We start from the raw sequence: 13674 nt of genomic DNA on the forward strand, positions 1-13674 counted from the left end.
GGGGCGTGTTTCTTTGGGTTACGTTTCTTTGCACGAGCAAAGAAAGGTGACTCGCTCCGAAGGAGCGAAAGCCGTTGCTGTTGCTGTTGCCGTTACTCCAAACCCAACAAGCAACGTCCATGGATCTTCGATCCCCGACCATCGGGCACAGCCCGATGGCGCTAAGCACCACGCGAGCCAGTGGCTCGCAAACAGCGGCGCTTCGCCCCCGCCTACGCGCGGACAACGATGACCAGACCCCCAGAAAATCGGGGCCATCCCATCACAATCTCCCGAAAAGCGGCAAAGCCCCAAAAGGGAGCAAGCACAAGCCCCACCCTATGAAGCACCCATCCACTTCCCTCACCAAGGGAGCCAGCCTCCCCCTTACCAACACTCACCCGCATCGGAAGCAAGACTAGCCGTACGCGTACCCGCCTGATTGATCGTCAACGTCCCGCACTTGGTGTCAGCTGTCGCCTGCGCCCCCTGCGGTGTCGCGCTGATCACGAAGGTGGTCGCCGTGGAGTCCTCAGCGAAGGCCATTGCGTAGAAGTTGGAGACCGTATCGCATGCGGGCGGATCCGACGCGCCGACATAGGTCATGTTGGTCGTGTAGTAGCGCTCCATGAACTGCGCTCGCTCCTGCAGACACACCGCCGCAGCACTGCGTCGCCCCTTGACCACCGCAAACTGATAGCTCGCATAAGCAATCGCCGCAAGAATGGCGATGATCGCCACGGTGATCATCAACTCGATCAGGGTGAAGCCGCCGGAACGCCGGCGGCGGGAACTACCGTTCATCAATCCTCCTTGCGGATTTCGCGCCACGACACACGGCTGGAACTGGCCTTGACCGTGGACTTGGTGGTGGTGCTGCCACTGGAATCACCGACCACCAGCTTGCCGTTCAGCAGCGCCGCCACCGACGCCATGCCGCTGCTGGTGGAGACGCCACCGACCGCGGTGCCAAGCGCCGTGGTGTCGTTGCTGGTACTGCCACTGCTATCCAGATCGAAGTAGGACGTGGAGCTGCTGGTACCGGTGAACATGTCCAGCGAATAGACCCAGCCTGTGCCATTGGACGTGCAGCCGTCACTGCTGGGGATGATGCTGCTGACGATCAGGTAGCTGCCGTAGCTCAGCGGCGTACTGATGATGCGCTCGCCTTCCTCGTCGCTGTTGACGACCAGATCGACGTACCAGCCATCCGATCCGGACGGCAGCGAAGCATGCGCATCGAACGAGCGCACCGTCTCGCTGGTCGAGGTGCTGGTCGTCTGGTGGAGACCTCGCGCAGTCAGGCTGCTGCGCGTCAGCGTGGTGCCGCTGCTGTCCTCGCTTTCGTCGATGACGCCATACAGGGTCTGCACCGAGGTGTCTTCAAGATCCTCGCTCTCGATGTACTTGCCGGTGCCGAAGAACACCCAGGTATCGCCTGTGCTGGATTTCTCCGCGACCAGCATGCCGCCGGTGATCGGCTGCGCGGTGCCGTCGCTGTCGGTGGCGGTGAACAGCGAGTCGCCATCGTTGCCGACCGTCCAGCTGCTGGCCGTAGTCGAAGACAGGTCGAACTTCCAGACATGGCCTTGCAGGTCGCCGGCATAGACGTAGTCGACCGTGCCACTGCTGTCGTCATCCCAGCCGGTTGGCGCGAACAGGCCGTTGGTGGTGGCCGTGGTGGTGCCGCCAACGCCGGTGTCGATCTCCTTGATCAGGGCGCCGGTAAGCACGTTGTAGATCAGCAGTACCGCATGCCCGGTGGAGCTGTTGATGCCGTTGCCGGTCACCAGCGCAGTCACGCCGTTGTTGAGCTTGGCGATGAACGGCTGCCCGATGATCTTGCCCATGTTGCCGTTGGTGGTCTCGGTGACCTCCCACAGCACGTCGCTCTTCGCAAAGCTGCTCGGGCTGGTCACGTTCAACGCATACAGGCCCTTGCCACCGCGACCGAGCGTGCCGACCAGGATGTTCTTGCTGCTGGTCTGCGAGGTGGTGGAGACCGTGATCGGGCCGTCCACGAAGTACTTGTGCGAGTAGTCGGTGCTGACCAGTGTCGCCAGGTCCGAACCGATGACCGCGGCGGGAACGTAAGCGAACAGCTCGTCACCGCTGCTGGCATCGAACGCATGCAGCATGCCGTCGTTGGCGCCGGTATAGACGGTGTCGGTGGCGGTCACGTAGGTCGGCGAGGAATCGACGATGTCGCCCAGGACCGTACTGCGGTTGCGGTAGCTGCCACCGTTCTGCAGTTCGTTGCTCTGGTCGCCGCGCAGGTAGTCGGTGATGTCCGAACCGCCCAGCGTGGTCTGCTGGGTGGTGGTGGGGAAGACCGCGCCGGCGCTGCTCTCGTAGGTGAAGATGTTGCGATCGCTCGCATCCACGCTCGCCAGCTGGGTGGTCGCCTTCCATATCGCCGTGCTCGCACTGCAACTGCTCGCGGTCGCCGCGCAGGCAATCAGCTGTCCGGTCCATGTGCCGGAGACATAACTGGCCGAGAACAGGTAGTTGTCGCTGCTGACGCTGGCGCTCTCGGCGGTGACGTTGGAGAACGAACCGGTGCGTTCGGTCACTGTCGCCAGCGCGGCGGTCAGGCCTTCGGCGAACTCGTCGGGACTGCTGGCCGCAACGTACGCGCCATGACCGTTCACCGCGGCATGCAGCAGGTCGTCCACCGCAGTGATGGTGTTGTTGACCGGCGTCGGCCAGCCGGACACGCCATCCACCGTGGCGGTGCCGTTGGCCAGCACTTCATCGACGGTGGTCTGGTCCACGGTGCCGCTCAGACCAAGGCCGATCGCGAAGGTGGTCATGTGCTGCCAGAACGCCGGATCGTCGGAGTTGGTGGGGACGGCATTGGCAAGATCGGTCCGCAGATCGGTCTTCCAGTAGTACATCGCCACGTCGGCCAATGTCGACGTGCTGTCCGAAGCCAGCCCGCCCTTGTACGGATCGACCGGAGAGTAGGTATAGGTACTGCCGCTCGAACTGGTGATGGTGCTGCCGCTGGTGTTGTCGGCATTGCCGATCGTGCTGTTGCTGTAGCTCTCGTTCCAGTAGCCGTCGGTGGTCAGGATCGTGAAGTTCTGTCGGCAGACGTACTGATCCGTGCTGGACTCGGGGCCGTAAGGCCCGGTCGAATCCGAACTGCTGAAATAGGTGCCGGCATTCTGCAATGCCAAGCGCAACGGCGTACCGCTACTGGCGGTGGCGGTGAACAGCCGGCTGTACCACTGGGTCCGGTTGTTGTACGCGGACGAATTGCTGCTGCTCCCGGTGTCGGAGAACAGGCCGTTGTTGTAGTTGACCGGGATCGGCAGATCCTGGGTCGGCATGTTGTAGGTGTTGGAATAGCTGTAGGTGCAGTTGCTGCCGCTACTGCCACCACAGGCACCCCGCCCCCAGATCGTGCGGAATCCCACCCGCACGTCGTCGCCCAGCTCGGCAAAGGCTGCGCTGGCACCTGCCTTGGCCGCCTTGTTGCGGGTACGGTGGTAGGAGTACCAGGTGGCGTAGTTGATGCGCTCGTTCGCCTCGGTGCGACCGGTTGGCGTCACCTCGGTGCAGTTGCGCCAGCCGTAGCCGCTGGTGCTCGTGTCGCAGCCGTGGCTGCTGGTGGTGTAGCTGTAGCTCAACGTGACGCTGCTGAACGTGCTCTGCGCGTACAGCCGCACGTACCAGGTGCCGGCACTGGGCGAACTGATGGTGATCGACTCGGTGTTGCCGTTGTTGATCGAGCGGTAGCCGTACGAACTCGTGGTCGGGCTGCTGCCGAGCTTGACGTAAAGATCCGCGCAACGGTTGTTGTTGCTGCAGGACGACGTGCTCGATGTGGAGATCGTCAGTGACGACACCCCCGACGGCACGGTGATGGTGTACGCCCCCAGGTAGTTTCCGCTGCTGGCGGAAACCGCGCTGGCCAGTGTTCCCGACGTCGTGGTGCCCGTGGTGTTGCTCGAGCTGTAGGCCAGGTACTCGCTGCGCCATACCGTGCCATCGGTCTGGATCTGGTAGCGGTAGTAGTTGGTCGCGGTCGCCAGGTAGGTGGTGCTGTCGGTGCTGGTGGTGTCCTTGGGAACGTAGAAATTCTGCACGCTGCCCGACAGATCGGTGGTGGCGCTGGTCGTGACCACGGTGCCATTGCCTGCCGGGCCGGTGGCGCTGTAGGGCACATACAAGGTGTTGGAATAGGCCGAGGTGTAGCTGGTGCCGCCGGTCATCAGGCTGCCGTCCGGCAGCGTCCACGGCTCGTAGGTCGTCGCCGGGTTGTAGTAGAGCGTGTTGCGTGGGTAGGCGCTGCACGCCAGATAGTCGACCGATGCGTTGTTGGTGTAGCTGTCGCAGGTCTGGCTGAAGCTGCCGCTGCCGGCCGAGGTGGCGCCGACCTTGGGCACGTCGTCAGGCAGGTAGCCGTCAGCCATCGATCCGGAATCGTCGAGCACGAACAGGATGTTCGGCGCGACCTGCGCATCGGTGATCAACGGACTGTCCGGGATGGTCAGCCCGGTGGTCGCCGCCTCGACGACCACCGGCCCGGCGAACAGCGCCAGCAGTGCATAGCCCGCGATACGGGCTGCGCGATGCGGCAGCGACGGTTTCTGGAAGGGGGCTGGGCGCGGGGTCATTGGGCTGTCAGGTAGTTGCTCTGCACGATCACCGCGGCGCGGCCGTCCCCCTGGCTGCGCGCGGTCACCCGGTAGCGCAGCATCGAGCAGTTGGGATCGGTCGCGGCCGCGGTGGACTTTGAAGTGGTGCATGCCGGGCCATAGGCGCCATCGCCCATGTACTCGATGAAGTACTGCGTGGTGATGGCATCATCGTGGTTGCCGGTGCCATCGCTGCTGACCCAGCCACTGAAGCTACTGTCCAGCCAGCGATCGCTGTCGCCAGCGGTGGGTGTGGCACAGACTCCGGACGTGCAACCGCTGCTCGGCACCGTGATGCTGCCCGCCGCGATCAGCGCCTCGGCCTGCCGCAACGCCGATTCCGCCGCCTGGAACTGATAAGTGCGGTCCAGCATGTTGGCGCTCATGCGCTCTTCCAGCGTGGTGGTGCGCAGTACCGCCAACCCCAGCAGGGTCATCATCAACAACAGGATCAAGGCCACCAGCAGCGAGACGCCACGCTGGCCACGGGGTGACGCATGCCGGGGCGCGCTCATGCGTTGCGGTTCCTCAGTTCGACCACGTGCGTGGAAGTGCGGGTCAGCACCGTGCCGTCGGTGCTGACCTTGTCCGGGCTGGTGATGCTCAAGCTCACCCGTATCGCCAATACCGACGACCAGTCGGTGACTTCGCTGGCGTCTACGTATTCGGTCCCGCCGTCCATCAGGTACTGCAGGTCGAGCGCGGATACGTTGTCGGCGATTTCCTCCTGGCGCTCGCTGCCCGCATACACCCGCGAGCGATACAGCGACGTGCCGCCGTTGCCGTTGTAGGCGATGTACCAGCGCACCGCGTTGAGGCGCGACACCGTGGCATTGGCGGCATAGCTGATCGAGGTGGTGTGGCTGACGCTGGTGCCCGAGACCGTGGTGGCGTTGAAGATCGCCGAGTTGTTGGTATCGCAGACCAGCAGCACGTCACCGCTGACGAAACCGTGGCTGGAACTGTTCAGCGTGAACGCGCTGCCACTGTCCGAGGCAACACTGGCCGCCAGATCGCCGCCGGAGAACAGCTCGATCGCCGCGCTACCGCTCAGGCGCTCGCCCTCCGACGTGCCGAAGGACGGCCCGCCCACGTCGAACCCGACCGTGCTGGCGTAGCCCTTGATCGCACTGCTCCAGTCGGCGCTGGCCAGCGCACCCCACCATTCGCTGGTGTCACTGGTCAGTTTGTTCTTGAAGTTCGCCGGCAGATCGTTGCAGGTGTTGCCGCCGGCCGCGCGCAGATCGCGCGCCATCAGCTCGTAGGCGGTGCGCAGGTTTTCCTGCACGCGCCCCAGGCCCTCGGTGGCGCGGTAGGTCTGCTGGTTCGACAGGAAGATACCGATCGCCGCGGCGGTCACAATCAGCCCCAGCAGCATGCCGATCATCAGTTCGATAAGACTGAAGCCATCGCTGCGCCGCGCACCTTGCATGGATCGCCTCATAGCCGCGCACTCACGGTGAGGGTGTAGGCGCTATCGCCGGTGGTCACACCATCGCTGCCGGCATCGTTGGCGCGGCTGTCGTCCCAATCGACGACGACCGTGCAGACCGTGCTGGTACAGGACACCGTGCCGCAGGCGGTCGAGCCGAGTGTTTCCTGGACGCCTGTCATCCAGGTGCTCAGATCGGTACCGGCCAGACCACTTCCCGATGGCACCGAGCAGGTCCGGCTCATCGCATAACTGCCGGCCAGCGCGTTGGTACGGTTGGCGCGCATCGCATCCAGGATCGCGTGGATCTGCGTGGCCGCCTGCCCGCGCTGCAACGCGCTCTGGCTGTTGCGCAGCGCACCGGCCTGCATCGCGGCGATGCCGAGCAGGCCCACGCTCAGCAGCAACACTGCGATCAGCACCTCGATCAGCAGTTCACCGCGCTGGAAGGTCCGACCGAGATGCGTCGGCGTGTTGCGGAATCGCGCATCAGTCGTCATCCGGCACCCCGCAACTGCCACTGGTGTTCTCGCTGAGCGTCCGCATCCGACTTCCACTGGCAATGGTCAGACGGCGCGTGTTCTGTTCCGGCTGCGTGGTCGGCAGGCATACCGCGATGCTGCCCGCCAGCAGCGACCCGGACGCGTCACGCGCCAGGCCGTCACCGGAGAACACCACCTGATCATCGTTGTCCTGCACCGCCGCGCTCGGGGTCAGCTGGACACTGCCCTTGACCTTGCCGGCGTGCAGCACATCGCTGCTGGACACGACCACCACCAGCCAGTAAGTCCACTCCGTCGCAGAGCTGTTGCAGGTACTGCCGTCACTGCTGCCGCACACCGCCACGCGAGCGTTGCGGCGTATCGCTTCCAAGCGCGCCAGCTGCACCGATGCGACCAGCTCATTGACCTGCCCGACCAGCCGATTGCTGTTGATCAGCGCGCTGAAACTGGGTGCCGCCAGCGCCAGCATGATCGCCAGCACCGCAATCGCCACCATCAGTTCGATCAGCGTGAAACCGGCTTCGCGCCGCGGGTGGCACGTTCGCCTCCCCATCTGTGTCATACGTCGTCAAGTCCCCGGTCAGCCGCTGCGCGGATTCCCGTCGTGTGTCCGGCCCCAACCGGAACATCACGCCAGCCCCAAGTCTGTCGCAGTCGGGCGAACTTAATGCGTACCCATTCCGGTCCGATGGCAATCAATGTTCTTGATGGCAACTTACGGACAAGAATTGCCAACGAAGCGCGCATGGGCACCTGGCAAGTACAGCGACAGCAGTCGTTTTTCCCTTCTCCCGCCTGCAGGGGGAAGCTGCCCGAAGGGCGGACGGGGGTGAAAACAGTCCACTGGAACATCGCTCATCCGGCGCGTCCCGCCCCATCGCCCGCCCGCGGCAGATGGGAGTGATCTGTCGAACCGATCACATTGCGCAGCAAAGCCGCACCCTCCGTTGCGCAGCAGGCGTTCGCCGGATCCCGCCTACCTGCCTCTCGCAACACCTGCCTCGAACAGCACCGGACCAGCCCCCATGCCCAACCGAGCGCGCCCTCAGGACCCGCCATCGCTCGACAAGGGATGACATGTCCTAAGATCGACCTTCGCCACGCCACCACCCGCGCCCGCCATGAACGAATCCCGCCGATCCGCCACGCTCTTCATAGTCCTCGCCGCCCTGATGCTCGCCACCCGCATCAATCACTTCGCGCCGGTGCCGGATGCGTCCTGGGCGGTGTTCTTCATTGCCGGCTTCCAGCTGCGCCGGCAGGTGCGCTGGGCATTCCCGCTGCTGATGGCGCTGGCGGTGGCGATCGACTGGGCGGTGATCAGCGGCCAGGGCATCAACTTCTGGCAGCACTACTGCATCTCGCCCGGCTATGCCGCGCTGATCCCGGCCTACTTCGCGATGTGGGCCGGCGGCGCCTGGCTGCGCGGCCACTACAGCGGCGCAAGCCTGCCGGCGCTGGGACGCACCGCGCTGGCCCTGCTTGCCTCGGTCGCGCTGTGCCACCTGCTCTCGCAGGGCAGTTTCTACTGGACCAGCGCCAACGTGCCCGATCCCAGCCTCGCCGGCTGGGCCAGGAACTACGCCGACTGGTTCCTGCCGTACCTGCGCACCGCCGCGCTGTACGTCGCCATCGCCGCCGCCGTGCAATGGGCTGCCGAACGCCTCGGTAACCGCGCACAGCCCCGGCCGCTGGCCCACTGAGCCGGCGATGGGTCACCGTCTCTCCAGGATCTACACCCGCACCGGCGACGACGGCAGCACCGGTCTCGGCGACGGCAGCCGCACCGGCAAGGACGCCCTGCGCGTCTGCGCCTACGGCACCGTGGACGAAGCGAACTCGGCGATCGGCCTGCTGCTGGCCGCACCTGGCCTGACCGCACCGGTCCGCGAGCTGCTGACCACGATCCAGCACCAGTTGTTCAACCTCGGTGGCGAACTGTGCATCCCCGGGCACGCCGCGATGCAGGCCGATGACATCACCGCGCTCGAACAACACCTGGATGCGTTGAACGCCGATCTGCCGGCACTGAAGGAATTCATCCTGCCGGCTGGTGGCGAGGCGGCCGCGCGCTGCCACCTGGCGCGCACCATCGTCCGCCGTGCCGAACGCGAAGCGGTGGCCCTGTCACGCCAGGAACCGGTCCGGCCGGAAGCGATCGGCTACCTCAACCGCCTTTCCGACCTGCTGTTCGTGCTGGCCCGCGTACTGGCCCGCGACGCCGGCGAAGGCGAGGTGCTCTGGCGGAGATAGTGCGAGTCCCCCGCAAGAGCACCGCACATCCATGTGCGGGGATCAAACACGAACCTTGATATTTCCTCATGCTCGTCTTCACCCACCCAGCCTGCCTCGACCACGATCCAGGCCCCGACCATCCCGAACGTCCGGCCCGCCTGCGCGAAGTCACCACCGCGCTGCACACTGCCTTCCCGGACCTGGAATGGCGCGAAGCACCGCTGGCCAAGCTCGGCGACCTCAGCCGGGTCCACGAGCGCGAGCAGATCGATGCCATCCTGGAACCCCGCTTCACCGGCCACCACAGGATCGACGTCGATACCGTGATGTCGCCCGGCTCGCACCTGGCCGCCCTGCGCGCCGCCGGCGCCGGGACCGCGGCGGTGGACGCGGTGATGAACGGTCAGGCCAGCACCGTGTTCTGCGCAGTACGCCCACCAGGCCACCACGCCACCGGCCAGGCCTCGATGGGCTTCTGCCTGTTCAACAACATCGCCGTGGCCGCCGCCCATGCCCGCGACGTCCACGGCCTGGAACGCATCTCGATCGTCGATTTCGACGTCCACCACGGCAACGGCACCCAGGCGATCTTCGAGCGCGACCCGCGCGTGCAGTACCTCAGCAGCCACGAGTCCGGCCTGTATCCCCATTCCGGCAGCACCTACGAGCGCGGCGTCGGCAACATCCACAACGCCCTGCTGCCACCGGGCAGCGACGGCTTCCGCTTCCGCAACCTGTGGGCCGACCAGATGCTGCCGCTGGTCGATGCCTTCCAGCCGCAATTGCTGCTGATCTCCGCCGGCTTCGATGCGCACAGACGCGATCCGCTGGCCGATCTGATGCTGGAAGCCGAGGACTTCGGCTGGGTCACCCGGGAGCTGCGACGCATCGCCGACCGCCATGCCGGCGGCCGGGTGGTATCGATGCTGGAGGGTGGCTACGACCTGGAAGCGCTGCGCGAGTCCAGCGTGGCGCACGTGGCCGCGCTGCGCTGAGATGTGTCATCAAATTCCGGGCGGGCCAGGTCCGGCCTGAATCTCCTCCGTCCCCGCGACAGCGCCTTCATTGCCCCCATGCAGTGCATCGGGCAAGCTAAACGTCGTTTTCACCTCGACCTGACCGCGTGCGCCGAGCCCCTCGCCTGCTGCCCCTGTCCCTGTGCATCGCCGTCTGCCTGCCCGCAATGGCGGCCGACAAGCCCTTGAACTGGGGGTTGTGCCCGGTCACGGAACCGCTCCCGGGTTTCGAGGCGATCCCGCCCGCCACGCCGCAGCAGGCCGCCCTGGACCGCACCCAGCAACAGACCAACATCGAAGGCGACCAGCTCTCGGGCACCACCGTCGTGCCCCAGTACAGCGGCAATGTCACCCTCAACCGGGGCGACCAGTACCTGCATGCCGACAACCTGCGCTTCGATACCGACAGCGGCAACTACATCGCCGACGGGCATGTCCGCTACCAGGACGCCTCGATCCGGATGGTTGCCGACCGCGCGGAAGGCAACCAGGACAGCGACACCCACAAGGTCACCAACATCCAGTACCAGCTGGTGGACCGGCGCGGCAACGGCGTGGCGCGCACCGTGGACATCCAGGGAGCGGTCGGCCAGATGCATCGCTCCACCTACACCACCTGCGATCCGTCACAGCCGATCTGGCGCTTACGTGCGCCGGAAATCGACGTGGACAACGAGGAAGGCTTCGGCACCGCCCGCAATGCGGTGCTGGAGATCGGCAAGGTGCCGGTGCTGTACATGCCCTGGTTCAAGTTCCCGATCGACGACCGCCGCCAGACCGGCCTGCTGTACCCGGAGCTGGGCATGTCCAGCCGCAACGGCTTCGACTACACCCAGCCGATCTACCTGAACCTCGCGCCGAACTACGACGACACCCTGTATCCGCGCTACATGAGCTCGCGCGGCTGGATGCTCGGCAACGAGTTCCGCTACCTGTACGACGGCGGCAAGGGCACCGCGCTCGCCACCTACATGCCCGATGACGAACTGCGCGACAAGGATCGCGGCAGCTTCCGTTACGACGGCTACCACAACATCGACTCGCACTGGCAGGCGCGTTCCAGCCTGCGCTGGGTCAGCGACACCCGCTATATGGAGGACTTCAGCAACCGCCTCAACGGCGTGTCCTCCTCATCGAGCATCGAGAGTACGGTCGGCATCTACGGTACCGGCGACACATGGACTGCCGGCATCATGGCCGACCGCTGGCAGCTCACCGATTACACGCTGGACGAGACCTCGCTGGCCTACAACCGCCAGCCGCGGCTGTACTTCACCTGGGACAAGCCGTTCGCGCACTGGTTCGAGGCCGGCATCTCCGCCGAGGCGGTGCGCTTCACCCACGATGATTCCTACGCGGTCACCGAGGATGCGGACGGCAACTACACCCGCACCAACACCATCAACAAGTACTACTACGGCGGCTCGCGGCTGGACATCAAGCCGTACATCTCGTTCCCGCTGTCGGGCGCGGCCTGGTTCATCACCCCGACGCTGGCCTGGCGCTATACCGCCTACGAGCTGGACAAGGGCCTGGCCGATCAGCTCAACGGCAACCGCACGCCGACCCGCAGCCTGCCGATCGCCTCGCTCGACGCCGGTCTCTACTTCGACCGCGAAACCACCGTATTCGGCGACACCTACCTCAACACGCTGGAACCGCGCCTGTTCTATCTATACGTGCCCTACCGCGACCAGAGCGATCTGCCGCTGTTCGACACGCGCACGCTGACCTTCAGCTGGAGCCAGTTGTTCCGCGACACCCGCTACAGCGGCGCGGACCGCCAGAACGACGCCAACCAGATGACCTTGGCGGTGACCTCGCGCTGGCTGCGCCAGTCCGATGGCCAAGAGAAACTGTCGCTGAGTGCCGGTCAGATCCTGTATTTCGAGGACTCCCTGGTCACCCTCGACAGCAGCGAGCAAGCGGTGAACAAAGGCAAGTCGGCCTGGGTCGCCGATGCCAGCTACATGATCAACGACCGCTGGAGCCTGGGTGGCACCTACCAATGGAACCCGGAGTACCGGCGCGAAGATCTGGCCAGCTTCCGCACCCGCTACCTGATCGGCAACGACGGCATCATCAACCTGTCCTACCGCTACCGCCGCAACGCCTCGGACGGCACCGACCAGATCAAGCAGGCCGATTTCTCCTTCCTGTACCCGATCAATCCCACCTGGAGCGTGGTCGGCCGCTACTACTACTCGCTGCTGGACAAGGAACCGCTGGAAATCATCGGCGGCCTGCAGTGGGACAGCTGCTGTCTGGCGGTCCGCACGGTGTTGCGTCGCTACATCCGCAACACCGCCGGCGAAACCGACACGGCCTTCCAAGTTGAATTCGTGCTGAAGGGTTTGAGCTCCATCGGCCAGAACACGGACCGTCCTTTGCGGCGTGCTATTCTCGGCTATTACCGCGACGACCTGTACTTGGTACCGCCCAGCAACACCACGACCGATCCGGACGATTACGATCCGAACGAGATTCCATGATCAAGCCTCTCTCCGCTTTTCTTGTCTCGGTGCTGGCCGTTTCCAGCACGTTCTCGCCTGCCGTGTCGGCACAGCAAGGCCAACCGCTGGACCGTATCGCCGCGATCGTCGACGAGGACGTGGTACTGCAGAGCGAGCTCGATCGCGCAGTCCGCAATGTCAAGGGCCAATACGCCGGCCACCTCGACCAACTGCCTCCCGATGACGTGCTGCAGAGGCAGGTGCTGGAGCGCCTGGTCCTGGTCAAGCTGCAGGTCGCACGCGCCGACGGCAGCGGCATCCGGGTCAGCGACGACGAACTCAACCGCGCCATCGCCAGCATCGCCCAGCAGAACGGCACCGACGTCAATGGCCTGCGCCAGAAGCTGGCCGCCGACGGCATGGCCTACGGCGATTTCCGCAGCTCGGTGCGCGATGAAATCACCGTGCAGCGCCTGCGCCAGAGCTTCGCGCAGAGCCGCATCAGCGTCAGCGAAGGCGAGGTCGATGCCGCCCTCGCCCAGCAGGCCACCGGTGGCAGCCAGTACCACCTGGCGCACATCCTGATCGCACTGCCCGACGGCGCCACCGCCGACCAGATCTCCACCGGCCAGAAGAAGGCCGATGGCGTGAAGAACCTGGTCGACAAGGGCGAACTGGACTTCTCCGCCGCCGCGGTCCGCTATTCCGACAGCCCCAACGCGCTGGAAGGCGGCGACCTGGGCTGGCGCAGCCTGGACGAGATCCCCAACGCATTCGCCCAGCTGATCCACGACATGAAGCCCGGCCAGGTGGTCGGTCCGCTGCGTGGCCCGAGCGGCTTCCAGTTGCTCAAGCTGGTCGAAGTGCGCGACAGCTCGGCCTCCGGCCAGAAGCAGATGGTCACCGAGTATCACGCCCGCCACATCCTGATCCGCATCACCGAGAATCAGAGCGACGCCGACGCCAAGGCCAAGATCGACACCTTGCGTGCACGCATCGAAGGCGGCGCGGACTTCCAGACCGTGGCCCGCGAATCGTCCGAGGACACCAACAGCCGCGGCCAGGGCGGCGATCTGGGCTGGTTCCCGATCGACGCGTTCGGCCCGGCCTTTGGTCAGCAGGTCGACGGCGTCGGCGACGGTCAGGTCTCCCAGCCGTTCCGCACCGATGCCGGCTGGCACATCGTGCAGCGCGTCGGTACCCGCCAGACCGACGTCACCAGCCAGAACGAACGCGCCCAGGTCCGTGAAACGATTGGTCGCCGCAAGCTGGAAGAGGAATACAACCGCTTCCTGCAGGAACTGCGTGGCGAAGCCTATGTGAGCTTCCGCACCGGCGACCGCACCGACGAGAACGCGACCGCTACGCCGGGCGCTCCCGCCGCACCGGCGAAGCCGCCGCAGAACTGAG

The 13674-nt window shown here is 65.2% G+C and carries 11 protein-coding genes; 5 read left to right on the forward strand and 6 right to left on the reverse strand.

All coding sequences use genetic code 11. The annotated features are described in order from the left end of the window. Window positions 1-366: 366 nt before the first annotated feature. The 6 genes from AC3WJE_RS01640 to AC3WJE_RS01665 are packed head-to-tail and all read right to left on the reverse strand — an operon-like array spanning window position 367 to window position 7113. On the reverse strand, window positions 367-783 hold the full coding sequence (locus AC3WJE_RS01640; protein ID WP_493729031.1) for a type IV pilin protein: 417 nt from the start codon (window positions 781-783) through the stop codon (window positions 367-369). Then, window positions 783-4604, reverse strand: a complete 3822-nt coding sequence (locus tag AC3WJE_RS01645; RefSeq protein WP_493729032.1) for a PilC/PilY family type IV pilus protein — start codon at window positions 4602-4604, stop codon at window positions 783-785. Before AC3WJE_RS01645 ends, AC3WJE_RS01640 begins: the two co-directional genes overlap by 1 nt. Beyond that, window positions 4601-5140: a pilus assembly PilX family protein gene (locus AC3WJE_RS01650; RefSeq protein ID WP_493729033.1), complete on the reverse strand. Its 540-nt coding sequence runs from the start codon at window positions 5138-5140 to the stop codon at window positions 4601-4603. The genes AC3WJE_RS01645 and AC3WJE_RS01650 overlap by 4 nt, the downstream gene beginning before the upstream one ends. Continuing rightward, window positions 5137-6057: a PilW family protein gene (locus AC3WJE_RS01655; RefSeq protein WP_493729034.1), complete on the reverse strand. Its 921-nt coding sequence runs from the start codon at window positions 6055-6057 to the stop codon at window positions 5137-5139. The genes AC3WJE_RS01650 and AC3WJE_RS01655 overlap by 4 nt, the downstream gene beginning before the upstream one ends. Window positions 6058-6065: 8 nt before the next feature. Then, on the reverse strand, window positions 6066-6557 hold the full coding sequence (gene pilV / locus AC3WJE_RS01660) for a type IV pilus modification protein PilV (RefSeq protein ID WP_493729035.1): 492 nt from the start codon (window positions 6555-6557) through the stop codon (window positions 6066-6068). Further along, the gene (locus tag AC3WJE_RS01665) at window positions 6547-7113 is read right to left on the reverse strand and encodes a GspH/FimT family pseudopilin (protein WP_493729036.1); all 567 of its coding nucleotides are present in this window, start codon (window positions 7111-7113) and stop codon (window positions 6547-6549) included. The genes pilV and AC3WJE_RS01665 overlap by 11 nt, the downstream gene beginning before the upstream one ends. A 568-nt stretch (window positions 7114-7681) precedes the next feature. On the opposite strand from AC3WJE_RS01665, the gene AC3WJE_RS01670 reads away from it, so the two are divergent. From AC3WJE_RS01670 to AC3WJE_RS01690, 5 genes are all read left to right on the forward strand, one after another. Next, the gene (locus tag AC3WJE_RS01670; RefSeq protein WP_493729037.1) at window positions 7682-8263 is read left to right on the forward strand and encodes a hypothetical protein; all 582 of its coding nucleotides are present in this window, start codon (window positions 7682-7684) and stop codon (window positions 8261-8263) included. Between the two features lie 7 nt (window positions 8264-8270). After that, complete coding sequence (locus AC3WJE_RS01675) at window positions 8271-8813, forward strand: cob(I)yrinic acid a,c-diamide adenosyltransferase (protein WP_493729038.1); 543 nt, start codon at window positions 8271-8273, stop codon at window positions 8811-8813. A gap of 68 nt (window positions 8814-8881) precedes the next feature. Continuing rightward, the gene (locus tag AC3WJE_RS01680) at window positions 8882-9790 is read left to right on the forward strand and encodes a histone deacetylase family protein (RefSeq protein WP_493729039.1); all 909 of its coding nucleotides are present in this window, start codon (window positions 8882-8884) and stop codon (window positions 9788-9790) included. A 128-nt stretch (window positions 9791-9918) separates the two neighbouring features. After that, window positions 9919-12303, forward strand: coding sequence for an LPS-assembly protein LptD (gene lptD, locus AC3WJE_RS01685; protein ID WP_493729040.1), 2385 nt, complete (start codon window positions 9919-9921; stop codon window positions 12301-12303). Further along, window positions 12300-13673, forward strand: coding sequence for a peptidylprolyl isomerase (locus tag AC3WJE_RS01690; RefSeq protein WP_493729041.1), 1374 nt, complete (start codon window positions 12300-12302; stop codon window positions 13671-13673). Before lptD ends, AC3WJE_RS01690 begins: the two co-directional genes overlap by 4 nt. Window position 13674 lies beyond the last annotated feature (1 nt).

The sequence above is a fragment of the Pseudomonas sp. GW821-FHT07E12 genome, assembly GCF_058986605.1.

Excerpts from the sequence above, each read along its gene's own strand:
- AC3WJE_RS01650 (WP_493729033.1), bottom strand. The coding sequence starts at position 5,140 with ATGAGCGCGCCCCGGCATGCGTCACCCCGTGGCCAGCGTGGCGTCTCG.
- AC3WJE_RS01640 (WP_493729031.1), bottom strand. The coding sequence starts at position 783 with ATGAACGGTAGTTCCCGCCGCCGGCGTTCCGGCGGCTTCACCCTGATC.
- AC3WJE_RS01665 (WP_493729036.1), bottom strand. The coding sequence starts at position 7,113 with ATGGGGAGGCGAACGTGCCACCCGCGGCGCGAAGCCGGTTTCACGCTG.
- AC3WJE_RS01670 (WP_493729037.1), top strand. The coding sequence starts at position 7,682 with ATGAACGAATCCCGCCGATCCGCCACGCTCTTCATAGTCCTCGCCGCC.
- pilV (WP_493729035.1), bottom strand. The coding sequence starts at position 6,557 with ATGACGACTGATGCGCGATTCCGCAACACGCCGACGCATCTCGGTCGG.
- AC3WJE_RS01675 (WP_493729038.1), top strand. The coding sequence starts at position 8,271 with ATGGGTCACCGTCTCTCCAGGATCTACACCCGCACCGGCGACGACGGC.
- AC3WJE_RS01680 (WP_493729039.1), top strand. The coding sequence starts at position 8,882 with ATGCTCGTCTTCACCCACCCAGCCTGCCTCGACCACGATCCAGGCCCC.
- AC3WJE_RS01690 (WP_493729041.1), top strand. The coding sequence starts at position 12,300 with ATGATCAAGCCTCTCTCCGCTTTTCTTGTCTCGGTGCTGGCCGTTTCC.
- AC3WJE_RS01645 (WP_493729032.1), bottom strand. The coding sequence starts at position 4,604 with ATGACCCCGCGCCCAGCCCCCTTCCAGAAACCGTCGCTGCCGCATCGC.
- AC3WJE_RS01655 (WP_493729034.1), bottom strand. The coding sequence starts at position 6,057 with ATGCAAGGTGCGCGGCGCAGCGATGGCTTCAGTCTTATCGAACTGATG.